Origin of the sequence: Amycolatopsis magusensis (genome assembly GCF_017875555.1) — a bacterium.
Lineage (GTDB): Bacteria > Actinomycetota > Actinomycetes > Mycobacteriales > Pseudonocardiaceae > Amycolatopsis > Amycolatopsis magusensis.
Genome location: NZ_JAGGMS010000001.1, coordinates 8,220,374 through 8,235,104, shown reverse-complemented (window position 1 = coordinate 8,235,104; position 14,731 = coordinate 8,220,374). Strand labels below are relative to the sequence as shown.

Below are 14,731 nucleotides of genomic sequence, written 5' to 3'. Positions count from 1 at the left end.
TCAGACCTCCGCCTCGGCCGCCTGCCGGGCCAGGTTCTCCTGGACCTCCACCGCCCACACCTCGTTCGCCCGCGTGGTGTCCACTTCGAACTCGAAGCGCTGGGTCATCTCCGGGGTGACGTCGGCGACGTCCACGTAGAACTGCTCGTACCAGCGCCGGAGCTGGTAGACCGGACCGTCCTCTTCGCACAGCAGCGGGTTGTCGATCCGCGACTTGTTCCGCCAGATCTCCACGTCCTGCAGGAATCCCACGCCGATGCCCTTGGCGAACTTCCCGGCGATGCCGTCCGCCTGCTCGTCGCTCACCCCGGGCAGCTTCTTCACGCTGACGCCCCACTGCAGCATGAACGAGTTCTCCGTGACCGGGTAGTGGCAGTTGATCAGCACGTTCTCGATGTCGAAGCCCTTGTAGGTGTTGAGCAGGGTGTTGATCATGTAGGACGGGCCGTAGTAGGAGGCCTCCGAGCGGAGCAGGTTCTCCTCGCCGCCGTAGTTCGAGGCCATGCCCATGTCCGGGCGGCCCTTGGTGTTCAGGTACTGGGTGGCGATGTGGCCCTCGAACACGTTCTTGAAGTAGGTCGGGAACGCGTAGTGGATGTAGAAGAAGTGGGCCATGTCGACCATGTTGTCGATGATCTCGCGGCAGTGCGAGTTCTCGATCAGCACCGAGTCCCAGGTCCAGTTGCTCCACTCACCGCTGAAGATGCCGTCGATGCGCGGGATCGCCAGCTCCGGCGGCGGCGGGTTGCCCTCGGGGTCGTGCCAGACGAACAGCTGCTTGTTCTCCTCCACCGTGGTCCACGCGCGGGTGCGGGCCCGCAGCGGAACCCTTTTGGCGTAGGGGATCGCCTTGCACTTGCCATCGCCGCCCCAGCGCCAGTCGTGGAACGGGCAGGCGATCTCCTCGCCCTTGACCGTGCCCTGGGTGAGGTCGCCGCCCATGTGCCTGCAGTACCCGTCGAGCACGTTCAGCTCGCCGTTCCCGGACTGGAAGACCACCAGCTTGGTGCCGAAGGCGTTGATGGCGTGCGGTTTCCCGTCGCGGAAGGAATCGGCGAGGCCGAGGCAGTGCCAGCCGCGGGCGAAACGGGCCGGTGGTGCGCCCGCGTCGATCTTGCGATAGGTCTCGGTCATCGCGTACCTCCGGTTCGATTCTTGGCCGCGAGGTCCTCGGCCGCAAGGTAGCCGAAGACCATCGCCGGCCCGATGGTCGCGCCCGGCCCCGCGTAGGTGTGGCCCATCACCGCGGCGCTGGTGTTGCCCGCCGCGTACAGCCCGTCGATCACCGAGCCGTCCGCGCGCAGCACCCTGGCGCGGGTGTCGGTCAGCAGGCCGCCCTTGGTGCCCAGGTCGCCGGGCACCACGCGGACCGCGTAGAACGGCGCGCGGTCCACCGGGCCGAGGCTGGGGTTGGGTTTGTTGCGCGGGTCGCCGTAGTAGTGGTCGTAGGCGCTCTTGCCCCGGCCGAAGTCCTGGTCGACGCCGTCGCGGGCGAAGCCGTTGAAGCGGGACACCGTGGCTTCGAGGCGGTCGGCGGGCAGTCCGGTGGCCTCGGCCAGTCCGCGCAGGGTGGCGGCCTTGGCCGCGATGCCCGCCTTGAACCACCGGCCGGGCAGTGGCTGGCGCGGGCCGAGCCCGGTGAACATGTACCGGTTGCGGTTGCGCTGGTCGAAGATCAGCCAGGCGGGCACGTTCTCGCCGGGACCGTCGCCCTGGCCGTACTCCCCGCCGTACATCGCGTGCACGGCTTCGACGTAGGGCGCGGATTCGTTGACGAACCGCTCGCCGCGCTCGTTGACCAGCAGGCAGCCGGGCCGGGAGCGCTCGGCGAGGGCGAACCACGGCCCGCCGGTCAGCGGGATGGACGGGCCCCACCAGGCGTCGTCCATCAGTTCGGTGGTGGCGCCCAGTTTGAGCCCGGCGAGGATGCCGTCGCCGGTGTTCGCCTCGGCGCCGACCGTCCACTCGGTACTGATCGGCGCGCGCTGGTACTTGGCGCGCATCTCGGCGTTGCGCTCGAACCCGCCACACGCCAGTACGACGCCGAGCCGGGCACGGATCTCGGTGCCGTCGGCCACGAGTACGCCGGTGACGCGGTCGCCCTCGGTGCACAGGTCGGTCAGCGGGGTGCTGAGGCGGACCGGGACGTCGGCGCGCAGCAGCCCGGCCCGCAACCCGGCGGACAGCGCCTGGCCCATGGCGAGCAGGTGCTTGCCGGTGAACCGCCCGGCCAGCCAGCGCACGCCGAGCCGGAGCACGCGCGTCAGGCCGCGCGGGTGCCGGGCGAGCAGGCTCAGCCAGCGGTAGTCGGCCTGCATCAGCGGCACCCCGGCGGGCGGGGCGCTGTAGGGCGGTTCGAGGTTCGCCAGCTCCTCGCCGAGCACCTTGGCGTCCAGGGGAAGGGGTTCCGCCGAGCGCCCGCCGGCGCGGCCGCCGGGGGCTTCCGGGTGGTAGTCCGAATAGCCGGGCACCCAGCACAGCCGCAGCGGCGTCTCACGATGGAGGAACTCGACCACTTCGGGGCCGCGGTCGAGGTAGGCGTTCCGGCGCTCCGCGGGCACCACGTCGCCGACGATGGCTTCGAGGTATTCGCGTGCCCGCTCCGGTGGCTCGTCGATACCGGCCGCGCGCAGCGCTTCGTTGCCGGGGATCCACACGCCGCCACCGGATCGGGCGGTCGAGCCGCCGTACTTGGCGGCCTTCTCCAGCACCACGACGCTGAGCCCGTGCCGGGCCGCGGCGAGTGCGGCGGTCATGCCTGCGGCGCCGCTGCCGACCACGACGACGTCGAACTCGTCGGGCATCAAAGCCTCCCGTGCTACTGGAACGCGTTATAGAAACGCGAACAGCTGGTCGTTGCGCTATGGGTCACCATAGACGAGAACGTGTTTCAGTTCTAGGCTGCCGGAGGTGAGCGGAACCGTGCAAACCGGGGTACTCGTGGTCGGCTTCGGGGCGGCAGGAGCGTGCGCCGCGCTGGAGGCCGCCGAGGCCGGAGCCGACGTGCTGGTGCTCGACCGTTTCGAGGGCGGCGGTGCCACCACGCTCAGCGGCGGCATCGTCTACGCGGGCGGCGGCACCGCGCAACAGCGGGACGCCGGGGTCACCGATTCGGTCGACGCCATGCACGCCTACCTCCGGCTCGAGGTCGGAGACGTGGTGAGCGAGCGGGCGTTGCGTTCGTTCTGCGAGGGCAGCGTCGAGATGATCCGCTGGCTGGAACGCCACGGCGTGCCGTTCGAAGGCAGCCTGTGCCCGGAGAAGACCTCGTACCCGGGCAATCGCCACTACCTGTACTACTCCGGCAGTGAGTCGTCCGGCGGCTTCCGCGACGCCGCCGAACCCGCGCCACGCGGGCATCGCGCGAAAGGGCGCGGGACCTCGGGAAAAGCGCTGTTCACACCGCTGGCGGCGCAGGTTCGCCGACGGGCCACGGTGTTGCCGCAGACCCGGGTCCGCCGCCTGATCCAGTCGGTCGACGGCACGGTGACCGGCGTGATCGCGACGACGCTGCGTGACGCCCCGGCGTGGGCGCGAGCCCTGCACCGGCGACTCGGCCAGTGGTCCGCGAAGCCTGGTATCTACGTGCCCGCCCTGCGGAAGAAGCTGCATCGGCGCGTGGTGGCACTTGAGGAACGCTTCGCCCGCGAGATCGAAATTTCGGCACACAGCGTGATCCTCACGGCCGGTGGCTTCATCGCCAACCGCGAGTGGATCCGGGAGCACGCGCCCGCCTACCGCCGTGGCCTGCAACTCGGCACGGTCGGTGACGACGGCTCCGGCATCGAACTGGGCCGGTCGGCCGGTGGCGCCACCGCCGGGATGGGCCGCGTCTCCGCGTGGCGCTTCCTGACCCCGCCGAGCGCGTTCCTCGGCGGGCTGCTGGTGAACGAGCGGGGGCAGCGGGTCATCGACGAGTCCCGGTACGGCGCCGCGGTCGGGGAGGAGTTGATCGAGCGGCACGGCGGCAAGGGCTGGCTGCTGCTCGACGAAGAGCTGGTCCGGCGGGCTCGTGCGCAGGGCGATGTGCAGTGGTTTCAGCGGTTGCAGACGCTCTATCTGCTCAAACGCGGCCGCGTGCTCGGCGGCACGATCGCCGAGGTGGCCCGGCGGGCCGGGGTCGACCCGGACGGGCTGGCCGAGACCGTGGTGGCCGCGGACGCCGTGCCCGACCCGATGGGCAAGCCCGCCGCCTTCGTGCACCGCTTCGGCTCACCGCCGTACTCGCTGGTGGACGTGTCGATCCGGCCGAGCCTGGCGTTCCCGTGCCCGATGCTCACCCTCGGCGGGCTGGTGGTGGACGAGGGCAGCGGCCGGGTGCTCGACGGTGACGGCAGGCCCATCCCGGGGCTGTATGCCGCCGGGCGGACCGCGGTAGGAATCTGTTCTCGCTCCTACGTGAGCGGGCTCTCGCTGGCCGACTGCGTGTTTTCCGGGCGTCGTGCCGGGAACCACAGTGGGCGGACGCTGCGGGAACTCGACAAAAACGAGAACGTGTTCTAGTCTTGGCGGTATGACAGAGCCGAGTGTCGGCGGTGTGCTCGCCGGGGTCTCCGAGCTGCTCCCCGTGTTGCGGGAACGGGCGCAGGAGACCGAGGACGCCCGCCGCATTCCCGAAGAGTCGATCAAGGCGTTGCAGGAGACCGGCTTCTTCAAGCTGCTGCAACCCAAGCCGTACGGCGGCTACGAAGCCGACCCGGTTTCCTTCTACACCGCGGTGAAGCTCATCGCGAGCGCCTGCGGGTCCACCGGCTGGGTGGCCTCCATCCTCGGCGTGCACCCCTGGCACGTGGCGTTGTTCGACGCGCAGGCCCAGGAGGACGTCTGGGGCGAGGACCACGAGGTCCGGCTGTCCTCTTCGTACGCGCCGATGGGCAAGGCGAAGGTGGTCGACGGCGGGTACCGGCTCAGCGGGCGCTGGAGCTTCTCCTCCGGCTGCGACCACGCGACCTGGGTGCTGCTGGGCGCGCCCGCCTTCGACGCGGACGGCAAGCCGGTCGACTTCTGCACCTACCTCCTGCCGATCGCCGACTACGCCATCGAAGACGTCTGGGACACGGTGGGGCTGCGGGGAACCGGCAGCAACGACGTCCTCGTGGACGACGTCTTCGTGCCGTCGCACCGGGCGCTGAGCTTCATCGCCACCTCGAAGCTCAGGACCCCCGGCCAGGCGGTCAACCCCGGCCCGCTGTACCGGCTGCCCTACGGCTCGGTGCACCCGTCCACCATCACCGCGCCGATCATCGGCATGGCGCAGGGCGCCTACGACGCGCACGTGGACTTCCAGCGCCAGCGCGTGCGGGCCGCCTACGCCGGTGAACAGTCCAAAGAGGACCCGTTCGCCAAGGTGCGGATCGCCGAGGCGGCCAGCGAGATCGACGCGGCGTGGCTCCAGCTGACGCACAACATCGACGAGCTGTACCAGCTGGCGTGCGCGGGGGAGAAGCTGCCGTTCGCCACCCGGCTGCGCGTCCGCCGCGATCAGGTGCGCGGCACCGAGCGGGCGATCTCCGCGATCGACCGGCTCTTCGAGAACTCCGGCGGCCGCGCGCTGCGGACCGGCACGCCGATCCAGCGCTTCTGGCGGGACGCGCACGCCGGCCGGGTGCACGCGGCGAACGACCCGGAACGCGCCTACGTCATGTACGGCACCGGCGAGTTCGGGCTGCCGGTGGAGAACGGGATGGTGTGACGGTGACCGAAGGCCAGTACGCCCAGGTGACGCCGGAACTCCGGCTGCACTACCACGAAACCGGGGCCGAGCACGAGGAAACGGTGATTCTGCTGCACGGCGGCGGGCCGGGTGCCTCGGCGTGGAGCAACTTCGGCCGCAACCTGCCGGTGTTCGGCAAGTCCTTCCGCACCATCGCGGTGGACCAGCCGGGGTTCGGGCGGTCGGACAAGCCGGTCGAGCACCCGCAGTACTTCAAGTACAGCGCCACCGCGGTGATCGCGCTGATGGACGAGCTCGGGATCGAACGCGCGCACCTGGTCGGCAACTCGCTCGGCGGTGGTGCCGCTGTCCGGCTCGCGCTGGACCACGGTGGACGCGCCGGGCGGCTGGTGCTGATGGGCCCTGGCGGGGTCAGCGTGAACGTGTTCGCGCCGGACCCGACCGAGGGTGTCGGCAAGCTGGCGGCGTTCGGCGCGAAACCCACCCGGGAGAACATGGAAGCCTTCCTCCGGGTGATGGTGTTCGACCAGTCGCTGATCACCGACGAACTGGTCGACGAGCGGTTCGCGCTGGCGAACACCCCGGAGTCGCTGGCCGCGATGCGGGCGATGGGCGCTTCGTTCATGCGGCCGGACAGCTTCGAGCAGGGCATGCTCTGGCGTGAGGTGCACCGGCTGCGCCAGCGCGTGTTGCTGATCTGGGGCCGGGAGGACCGGGTGAACCCGCTCGACGGCGCACTGGTGGCGTTGAAGAACATCCCGCGCGCGCAACTGCACGTGTTCGGGCGCTGCGGGCACTGGGCGCAACTGGAGAAGTTCGACGAATTCAACCGGCTCGCCATCGAATTCCTCGGCGGCCTCGGCGGAGGTGTGGGGTAATGGGCATCCGATCGCTGGGTTATCTGCGCATCGAGGCCACGGACCTGGCTGCCTGGCGCGAATACGGGCTCAAGGTGCTCGGCATGGTCGAGGGCAAGGGCACCGACCCGGAGGCGTTGTACCTGCGCATGGACGACTTCCCGGCGCGGCTGGTGATCGTGCCCGGCACCTCGGACCGGCTCGCGCAGGCGGGCTGGGAGGTGTCGAACGCGGCGGAGCTGGAGGAAGTGCGCCAGAGCCTGGCCGCGCACGAGGTGCCGTTCAAGGAGGGCACCGCGGAGCAGTTGGCCGACCGGCACGTGGTCGAGATGATCACCTTCGAGGACCCGTCGGGCAACACGCTCGAGGTTTTCCACGGCATCGCGTTGCAGCACCGGCGCGTGGTCAGCCCGTACGGGCACCGGTTCGTCACCGAGGAGCAGGGGCTCGGGCACGTCGTGCTGTCCACTCACGACGATGCGGCGGCCTTGCGGTTCTACCGTGACGTACTGGGTTTCCGGCTGCGCGACTCGATGCGGTTGCCCCCGCAGTTCGTCGGCAGGCCGGCCGACGGGGAACCGGCGTGGCTGCGGTTCTTCGGCTGCAACCCGCGGCACCACAGCCTGGCGTTCCTGCCGATGCCGGTGCCGAGCGGGATCGTGCACCTGATGGTCGAGGTGGAGAACACCGACGACGTGGGCCTGTGCCTGGACCGCGCGCTGCGGCGGAAGGTACCGATGTCGGCGACGCTGGGCAGGCACGTCAACGACCTCATGCTGTCGTTCTACATGAAGACACCCGGCGGGTTCGACATCGAATTCGGCTGCGAGGGCAGGCAGGTCGACGACGACAACTGGATGGCTCGCGAGAGCACCGCGGTTTCGTTGTGGGGGCACGACTTCTCGATCGGGGCGCGGCAGCCGTGACCGCGGCGGCGGCGATCGACGCGGCTCGCTTCCGCGCGGTGCTGGGGCACTTCTGCACCGGTGTCGCGGTGGTGACGGGTCACGACGGAACCGCTCCGGTGGGTTTCGCGTGCCAATCTTTCGCCGCCCTCTCGCTTGACCCGCCATTGGTGCTCTTTTGTCCTTCTCGCAATTCCGGTTCTTGGCCGGTGATCGAGCGGAGCGGTTCTTTCGCGGTGAATGTGCTTTCCGAAGAACAGCAGGAACTGAGTGCTGTCTTCGGGGCTCGGGGCGTGGACAAATTCGCTTCGGTTCCCTGGCAACCAGGCCCTTCGGGAGCACCTTTGCTGGACGGCGCGCTGACCTGGCTCGACTGCTCGGTGGAAACCGTGCACCCGGCCGGTGACCATTACGTGGTGATCGGCCGAGTGCGTGCCCTGGGCGCCGAAGCCACCGACCACGGCGCGCCCCTGCTGTTCTACCGTGGCCAATACGCAGCGACGCGGGCCCGAACAGAACTCGACACCCTCTACGACTGGCCCCGCCCCGACGACTGGCTATAACCCCCCGACCCCCACACTCGCGCACCCGAACCCCACACTCGCGCAGCCGAGTTCCACGTTCGCGCAGCTGAATCCCACGTTCGGGGAGTCAAAGACCACGGCGGCGACACCGCGATGTCACGAAAGCCACATTCGAGACACCGAACGTTCCGAAAGCCACTTTCGTGACACGCGCTCCCGTCCATGCCGTGAAAGCCACATTCACGGCACCATCGGATTTCGCCAGCAACGCGAATGTGGAACTCGGTTACCCGAACGTAGAATTCGGGTGCCTAAATGTGGGACTCGGCTGCACGAGTGTGAGGTTCGGCTGCACGAGTGTGAGGTTCGGGTGCCTGAGTGTGGGGTTCGGGTGTTTGAACGTGGGACTCGGGTGCGCGAGTGTGGGGTTCGGACGTGGGGGGTTAGGGGCGTAGGGGGGTGCCGGCGTGGTGGAGGTGGCGCAGGGCTTGGGCGTAGGAGTCGATGAGGCCGGTTTCGTGGTACGAGACGCCCAGTTCGGCGCAGTACTCCCGCACGATGGGCTGGGCGCGTCGCAGGTGCGGGGTGGGCATGCTCGGGAACAGGTGGTGCTCGATCTGGTAGTTCAGCCCGCCCATGGCGGTGTCGATGAACCACCCGCCCCGCACGTTGCGCGAGGTGAGCACCTGGCGCCGCAGGAAGTCGGGGCGGTCGGCGCCGGTGAGGGTCGGCATGCCCTTGTGGTTCGGGGCGAAGATCGACCCCATGTAGACGCCCCACAGGCCCTGGTGCACGGCGATGAACACGACCGCCTTCAACGGTGACAGCACCAGGAACACCGCACCGAGGTACAGGGCGAAGTGCGCGAACAGCAGAGAAGCCTCGAGGCCGCGGCGTTTGAGCGTCGGCTTCAGGACCGCGCGCACGCCGGAGAAGTGCAGGTTCAGCCCTTCCAGCGTCAGCAGCGGGAAGAACAGGTAAGCCTGGTAGCGGCCGATGAACCGCGGGATGCCGCGGGCCGCGCGGGCCTGGTCCTGCGACCACACCAGCACGTCCGGGTCCACGTCCGGGTCGAGTTCTTCGTGGTTCGGGTTGGCGTGGTGGCGGGTGTGCTTGTCCATCCACCAGCCGTAGCTCATGCCGATGCCGAGGTTGCCCGCGAGCCGCCCGGCGATCTCGCTCGGCCGCCGCGTGCGGAACACCTGCCGGTGTGCGAGGTCGTGGGACAGCAGCGCGATCTGGCCGAACAACACGGCCAGCAGCACGGCGACGAACAGCGTCGCCCAGGTGTCGCCGAGCCAGGCGAACAGCGTCCACGTGGCGGCGAACAACGCGGTCACCACGCCGATGCGCAGCGCGTAGTAGCCGGGGCGCCGGTCCAGCAGGCCGGCCTGGTTGATCCGCCGCGAGAGCCGGGCGAAGTCGCTGCCGGTCTCCGTGGCGGTGATGGGCTGTGTGGTCACGGGTCGAGTCTGGTCACCCTGCGTCAGCACCGGTAGCCGGTGGACCACCCGGCTCGCGGTAGGGCAGACCCCACCATCGTGCGCAGGTGCTCCCGGGGTGAGCCGAGGAGGAAGCCGCTGCCGTGCGCGCGCTTGAAGTACCGGTGTGCCGGGTGTTCCCAGGTGATGCCGATGCCGCCGTGCAGCTGGATCATCTCTGCGGCGACCGTGCTGAACGCTTCCGAGCAGTGCACCTTCGCCACCGCGGCCAGCGAAGGGTCTTCGGCGGCGGCCGCCACGCACGAGCGCGCGGTCTCGACCAGGACGTACAGGTCGGCGAGCCGGTGCTTGATCGCTTGGAAGCTCCCGATCGCCCGCCCGAACTGCCGCCGCTGCTTCGTGTACTCCAGCGTGATCTCGAAGGCCCGCGCCATCGCTCCGGCTTCTTCCGCGGCCACCAGCACGCATGCCTGGTCGTACACCGGCGGATCGAGGTCGCCGACGCGCTCGGCACTGGCGCCACAGAGTTCCACGGTCGCCAACCGCCGGGTTTCGTCCATGGTGGGGGAGTGGTCGCGCCGGACGCCCGGCTGGTCGACCGGCACGGCGTACAAGCCGGAGCCCGCGGCCACGAGCAGCAGTTCCGCCGAATCGCCGTCGAGCACGTACCGATCCAGGCCGTCCACAGTGGACCCGGACACGGTGAAGTCCGACCAGGCGACAGTGCCGGTGGTCAGCTTCCCCGACAGCGGCGAGTCCGCCAGCGCCAGTGCGGCGATGGAGGTCGACAGGAACGGCAGCGGCGAGAGCACCCGCCCGAATTCCGCGGCGACCACGGCCAGCTCAGGCAGGCCCGCACCCAAGCCGCCGTGCTGCTCGGGCACGGCCAGCGCGGCGACACCGATCTGCTCGCACAGCACGTCCCAGGACGCATCACGCGACAACGCTGTGCGCACCGAGGAACGCAGCGCGTCCAGCTCCTCCGCCGTGCTCACGCCAGCACCCGACCGCGGTGGAAGGCCGGTGTACCCCAAACCCCTACGAGCGCGCGCACCTTCGTCAGCCGCAAGCCCAACCCGTGCTCGGCGGTGTAGCCGATCGCGCCGTGCACCTGGAGGCCGGTGCGCGCTGCCAGCGAGGCGGCCTGCCCCGCCGCGACCTTCGCCGCCGAGACGTCCCGCGCCGACGCGGTCAGCGCGGCGGCGTAGAGCAGTGGCCGCGCGAGTTCCAGCGCGGTCACGGTGTCCGCGAGCAGGTGCTTGATGGCCTGGTAGCTGCCGATCTCCCGGCCGTACTGCTTGCGCTGCTTCGCGTACGCCACCGACGTCGCCAGTAGCCATTCCCCCGCACCGAGCAGTTGCGCAGCCGTGGCCAGGGCGCCGTGCTCGAAGGCGAGCGGCACGCCGTCGCCGATGCGGGCGCCGGGCTCCGGCCGGAACAACCGGCGCGCCCGGTCGACCGACTTCAGCCGCTCGCCCGGCTCGAACTCGTGCACACCGTCGTCCACGAGCAACAGGCGGAGGTCGGAGACGTCGGCGTCCAGGCCGTACGGCACGTGTGGCGGCAGCACCACCGACGCCAGCCGGCCGCCGGAGCCGATCGCAAGCGCGGGCAGCACCGCGGCCGTCTCGACCCACGGCCCCGGCACGGCGTGGTACCCGAGGCGTTCGAAGGCGACCACCAGATCGACCAGCGAGCCACCGGAGTCGAGCAGATCGAGCAGGCCCAGCGCGCTGAGACCGTGCCACAGTTTCATGCCAGGGCCCAGATCGTCGTCCGCCCAGGCGCGAGCCGCGGCATCACAGTCCGCTGTGGACAGATAGTCGTCCAGGGCGGCGGAGAAGTCGTTCTGCTCGGCGGAAAGCGCGAACCTCATCGATCACCTCGCGGCAGGCCGAGCAGTCGCTCGGCGACGATGTTGCGCTGGATCTGGTCGGTGCCGCCGTAGATCGGCCCAGCCAGCGAGAACAGCCAGCCGTCCGGCCAGTCCCCGGCGACCTCGGCCGCCGGGCCGAGCAGTTCCAGTGCGGTTTCGTGCATCGAGACGTCCAGCTGCGACCAGAAGAGCTTGTTCACACTGGACTCCGGCCCCAGCGCGGCACCCTCGACGAGTCGGGTGGCCGTGCCGAAGGTGTACAGCTGGTAGGCGCGGGCGCCGATCCACGCGTCGGCGACCCGATCGGCCAGCGCGGGATCTCGGGTTTCGGACCACAGGCGGACCAGTCGCTCGGCCGTGGCCAGGAACCGGCCGGGACTGCGCAACGACAGCCCGCGTTCGTTGTTCGCCGTGGTCATCGCGACCCGCCAGCCCGCGCCGGGTTCGCCGATCACGTCCTCGTCCGGCACGAAGACCTCGTCGAAGAACAGTTCGGCGAACCCCGGTTCGCCGTCGAGCTGGGCGATCGGCCGTACCTGCACGCCATCGGCCCGCAGGTCGATCATGAAGTAGGTGAGCCCGCGATGGCGGACCTCGGCCGGATCGCTGCGGAACAACCCGAACGCCTTGTCCGCGAAGGCAGCCCGCGAACTCCACGTCTTCTGCCCGGAGAGCAGCCAGCCGTCCGAGGTGCGCGTGGCGGTGCTGCGCAACGCGGCGATGTCGCTGCCCGCTTCGGGTTCGGACCACGCCTGTGCCCAGACCTCCTCCGAGCGAGCCATCTTCGGCAGGATCCGGGCTTGTTGCTCGGGTGTGCCGTGGGAGAACAGGGTCGGCGCGAGCATGAACAGGCCGTTCTGGTTGACCCGCCCGGGTGCGCCCGCCGCGTAGTACTCCTCTTCGAACACCAGCCAGTCCACAAGGGACGCATCGCGGCCGCCGAACTCCTCCGGCCAGGAGACCACCGAAAGCCGGGCGTCGGCGAGTTCGGCCTCCCATTCCCGGTGCAGTGCGAAGCCTTCGGCGGTGTCGAACGACGGCAGCGTGACCACGTGTTCGGCAAGCCAGTCCCGGACTTCGGCCCGGAACGCCAGCGTGGATTCGGGCAGATCCAGGTCCATCAGGACTTCCCGGCGTCCCGCATCGAGCGGGCGTCCTGCCCGCCGAGTGAGTCGCCGCCCGCCACCTCGGCGTTGTGCGCGTGCGCGAAGTGGTGCAGGCCGAACACCGAGTCCATGCCCGCCCGCAGGCCCATCAGGTCCTCCGCCTGGTTGACCGCCTTCTTCGCCAGCGCGAGCCCGAACGACGGCATGGCGGCGATCTTCCCGGCGAGCTCGAGCGTCGCCGACTCGAGGTCTTCGCGCGGCACCACCCGGTTCAGCATGCCCCATTCCTTCGCCTGCGCGGCGGTGAACCGTTCGCCGGTGAACAGCACTTCCTTGGCCGCGCGCGGCCCGAGCACCCACGGGTGCGCGAAGTACTCCACCCCCGGGATTCCCATGCGCACCACCGGATCGGCGAAGAAGGCGTCGTCGGAGGCGACGATCAGATCGCACGACCACGCCAGCATCAGCCCGCCCGCGATGCACGCGCCCTGCACGCTGGCGATCATCGGCTTCGGGAGTTCCCGCCACCGGCGGCACATGCCCAGGTACACCTCGGACTCGCGGGCGAACCGCCGGTCACCGCCTTCGCGGGTGGTGTGGTCCCACCACAGCACAGACCGGCGGTCGAACGAGGTGTCCGCGTCCCGGCCCGGCGAGCCGATGTCGTGCCCGGCGGAGAAGTGCTTGCCCGCCCCGGCGAGCACGATCACCTTCACCGAGTCGTCGTCCACCGCCCGCGAGAACGCGTCGTCCAGCGCGTAGGTCATCGCCGAGTTCTGCGCGTTCCGGTAGTCGGGGCGATCCATCGTCACCACGGCGACCGCGTCCCGCTGCTCGTACCGCACGGTCATGGAGCCTCCTTGCCTTCGACGCGGAGCATTCGCTTGAGCACCTTCCCGGAAGCGTTGCGCGGCAGTGATCCGACGAAGACCACCCGGCGTGGCCGCTTGTAGTTCGCCAGATTTGCCTCGCAGTGCGCCGATACGTCCTTTTCGGACACCTCGGATACTTCGCCGGACCGCACGACGTAGGCGGCCCCGACCTCGCCCAGCCGGTCGTCCGGCACCCCGACCACCGCCGATTCGGTCACCCCGGGCAGCCGGGCGAGCACCTGCTCCACCTCGGCGGGGTAGACGTTGAAACCGCCGCAGATGTACATGTCCTTGATGCGGTCGGTGATCCGCAGGTAGCCGCGTTCGTCGAGGGCGCCGGCGTCACCGGTGTGCAGCCAGCCGTCGGCGTCGATGGCCTCGGCGGTGGCCTCCGGGTCGTCGAGGTAGCCGAGCATGGTGTTCGGCCCGCGCAGCAGCACTTCGCCGGAGTCGTCGATCCGCACCTCGAAGCCCGCGGCCGCGGTGCCGCAGGTGGTGGCCACGGTGACCGGGTCGTCGCCCGCGCGGCACATCGTCGCCACCACGGCTTCGGTCAGCCCGTACGCGGTGAGCACGGTGTCGAAGCCCAGGTCGGTGCGCATGCGCTCGATCAGCGGGACCGGGACGGTGGCCGCGCCGGTGACGGCGATCCGCAGCGACGACAGGTCGTGCGACGCGCGTTCCGGGTGGTCCAGCAGTACCTGGAAGATCGTCGGCGCACCGGGGAGCACGGTGATCCGCTCGGCCTCGATCAACTCCATCGTGCGCACGGGGTCGAAGGTGGCCTGCGGCACGATCGTGCTGCCGCGCCGGACCGCGGCGAGGATGCCCGCCTTGTACCCGAAGCTGTGGAAGAAGGGGTTGACCACGAGGTACCGGTCAGCCGGGGTCAGCGCGGCGCGGTCGGCCCACGCCTCGGCGACGCCCAGGGTGCGGCGGTGGCTGGTCATCGCGCCCTTGCTGCGGCCGGTGGTGCCCGAGGTGAACAGGATGTCGGCGAGATCGTCGGGCGCGACCGTGCCGGCGAACTTCGAGGCCGTCACCTCGGTCCAGTCCGTGGGTACGCGAAGGACCACCTCGGGCCGGGCGTCACCGATCTCGGCGAGCCGGTCGACGCCGAGGAAATCGTCGGCGACCACCAGCGCCTTGGCCGCGCTGCGGGTGAGCACGTCCCGCATTTCCGGGCCGGTGAACCGGGTGTTGATCGGCACCAGCGCGGCGCCGGCGGTCAGCGCGCCCAAGGCCGCGATGACCCAGTGGTGCGTGTTGGGCGCGCACATCGCCACCCGGTCGCCGGGGCGGATCCCGCGCTCGGCGAACCACTCCGCCCGGCCGAGGACCTGCTCGTGCAGCTGGGTCCAGTCGAGCCGCACCGGGCCGTCCACGAGCGCTTCGCCGTGGGGCAGCCGGGCGGCGGTCGCGGCCAAAGCGGCGGGAATCGTGTCCGAGTTCTCCACAGTCTTCGCTCCCTAGCA

Annotated in this window: 13 protein-coding genes; 5 read left to right on the top strand and 8 right to left on the bottom strand. The window is 70.0% G+C overall.

Annotated features, from left to right (window positions below; all coding sequences use genetic code 11):
* Positions 1 to 1,134, bottom strand: a complete 1,134-nt coding sequence (locus JOM49_RS36925; protein ID WP_209668758.1) for a 3-ketosteroid-9-alpha-monooxygenase, oxygenase component — start codon at positions 1,132 to 1,134, stop codon at positions 1 to 3.
* Positions 1,131 to 2,804, bottom strand: a complete 1,674-nt coding sequence (gene kstD, locus JOM49_RS36920) for a 3-oxosteroid 1-dehydrogenase (RefSeq protein WP_209668757.1) — start codon at positions 2,802 to 2,804, stop codon at positions 1,131 to 1,133. The genes JOM49_RS36925 and kstD overlap by 4 nt, the downstream gene beginning before the upstream one ends.
* A 106-nt stretch (positions 2,805 to 2,910) precedes the next feature.
* Here kstD and JOM49_RS36915 point away from each other — a divergent pair, with 106 nt between their 5' ends.
* Genes JOM49_RS36915 through hsaB form a run of 5 tightly spaced genes read left to right on the top strand, consistent with a single transcriptional unit; the run spans position 2,911 to position 7,999 of the window.
* Positions 2,911 to 4,503, top strand: coding sequence for an FAD-binding protein (locus JOM49_RS36915; RefSeq protein WP_308159001.1), 1,593 nt, complete (start codon positions 2,911 to 2,913; stop codon positions 4,501 to 4,503).
* Positions 4,504 to 4,513: 10 nt separating this feature from the next.
* On the top strand, positions 4,514 to 5,692 hold the full coding sequence (gene hsaA, locus JOM49_RS36910) for a 3-hydroxy-9,10-secoandrosta-1,3,5(10)-triene-9,17-dione monooxygenase oxygenase subunit (RefSeq protein ID WP_209668756.1): 1,179 nt from the start codon (positions 4,514 to 4,516) through the stop codon (positions 5,690 to 5,692).
* Between the two features lie 2 nt (positions 5,693 to 5,694).
* Entirely contained in the window at positions 5,695 to 6,552 is an 858-nt protein-coding gene (hsaD, locus tag JOM49_RS36905; protein WP_209668755.1) for a 4,5:9,10-diseco-3-hydroxy-5,9,17-trioxoandrosta-1(10),2-diene-4-oate hydrolase, read from the top strand.
* The gene (gene hsaC / locus JOM49_RS36900; RefSeq protein ID WP_209668754.1) at positions 6,552 to 7,457 is read left to right on the top strand and encodes an iron-dependent extradiol dioxygenase HsaC; all 906 of its coding nucleotides are present in this window, start codon (positions 6,552 to 6,554) and stop codon (positions 7,455 to 7,457) included. Before hsaD ends, hsaC begins: the two co-directional genes overlap by 1 nt.
* Positions 7,454 to 7,999 carry a 3-hydroxy-9,10-secoandrosta-1,3,5(10)-triene-9,17-dione monooxygenase reductase subunit gene (hsaB, locus tag JOM49_RS36895; RefSeq protein ID WP_209668753.1) on the top strand — a complete coding sequence of 182 codons (546 nt, stop codon included), beginning with the start codon at positions 7,454 to 7,456 and terminating at the stop codon, positions 7,997 to 7,999. The genes hsaC and hsaB overlap by 4 nt, the downstream gene beginning before the upstream one ends.
* A gap of 404 nt (positions 8,000 to 8,403) precedes the next feature.
* Here hsaB and JOM49_RS36890 read toward each other — a convergent pair whose 3' ends face one another.
* The 6 genes from JOM49_RS36890 to JOM49_RS36865 are packed head-to-tail and all read right to left on the bottom strand — an operon-like array spanning position 8,404 to position 14,713.
* Positions 8,404 to 9,408, bottom strand: coding sequence for a fatty acid desaturase family protein (locus JOM49_RS36890; protein WP_209672058.1), 1,005 nt, complete (start codon positions 9,406 to 9,408; stop codon positions 8,404 to 8,406).
* A 38-nt stretch (positions 9,409 to 9,446) separates the two neighbouring features.
* On the bottom strand, positions 9,447 to 10,397 hold the full coding sequence (locus JOM49_RS36885; RefSeq protein WP_209668752.1) for an acyl-CoA dehydrogenase family protein: 951 nt from the start codon (positions 10,395 to 10,397) through the stop codon (positions 9,447 to 9,449).
* Entirely contained in the window at positions 10,394 to 11,278 is an 885-nt protein-coding gene (locus JOM49_RS36880) for an acyl-CoA dehydrogenase family protein (protein ID WP_209668751.1), read from the bottom strand. Before JOM49_RS36880 ends, JOM49_RS36885 begins: the two co-directional genes overlap by 4 nt.
* The gene (locus tag JOM49_RS36875) at positions 11,275 to 12,399 is read right to left on the bottom strand and encodes an acyl-CoA dehydrogenase family protein (RefSeq protein WP_209668750.1); all 1,125 of its coding nucleotides are present in this window, start codon (positions 12,397 to 12,399) and stop codon (positions 11,275 to 11,277) included. The genes JOM49_RS36880 and JOM49_RS36875 overlap by 4 nt, the downstream gene beginning before the upstream one ends.
* A complete protein-coding gene (locus tag JOM49_RS36870) occupies positions 12,399 to 13,235 on the bottom strand; it encodes an enoyl-CoA hydratase (protein WP_209668749.1) in 837 nt (278 codons plus the stop codon). The genes JOM49_RS36875 and JOM49_RS36870 overlap by 1 nt, the downstream gene beginning before the upstream one ends.
* Positions 13,232 to 14,713: a FadD3 family acyl-CoA ligase gene (locus JOM49_RS36865; protein WP_209668748.1), complete on the bottom strand. Its 1,482-nt coding sequence runs from the start codon at positions 14,711 to 14,713 to the stop codon at positions 13,232 to 13,234. Before JOM49_RS36865 ends, JOM49_RS36870 begins: the two co-directional genes overlap by 4 nt.
* Between the last annotated feature and the right edge of the window lie 18 nt (positions 14,714 to 14,731).

Excerpts from the sequence above, each read along its gene's own strand:
- JOM49_RS36870 (WP_209668749.1), bottom strand. The coding sequence starts at position 13,235 with ATGACCGTGCGGTACGAGCAGCGGGACGCGGTCGCCGTGGTGACGATG.
- hsaA (WP_209668756.1), top strand. The coding sequence starts at position 4,514 with ATGACAGAGCCGAGTGTCGGCGGTGTGCTCGCCGGGGTCTCCGAGCTG.
- JOM49_RS36925 (WP_209668758.1), bottom strand. The coding sequence starts at position 1,134 with ATGACCGAGACCTATCGCAAGATCGACGCGGGCGCACCACCGGCCCGT.
- JOM49_RS36880 (WP_209668751.1), bottom strand. The coding sequence starts at position 11,278 with ATGAGGTTCGCGCTTTCCGCCGAGCAGAACGACTTCTCCGCCGCCCTG.
- kstD (WP_209668757.1), bottom strand. The coding sequence starts at position 2,804 with ATGCCCGACGAGTTCGACGTCGTCGTGGTCGGCAGCGGCGCCGCAGGC.
- hsaC (WP_209668754.1), top strand. The coding sequence starts at position 6,552 with ATGGGCATCCGATCGCTGGGTTATCTGCGCATCGAGGCCACGGACCTG.
- JOM49_RS36875 (WP_209668750.1), bottom strand. The coding sequence starts at position 12,399 with ATGGACCTGGATCTGCCCGAATCCACGCTGGCGTTCCGGGCCGAAGTC.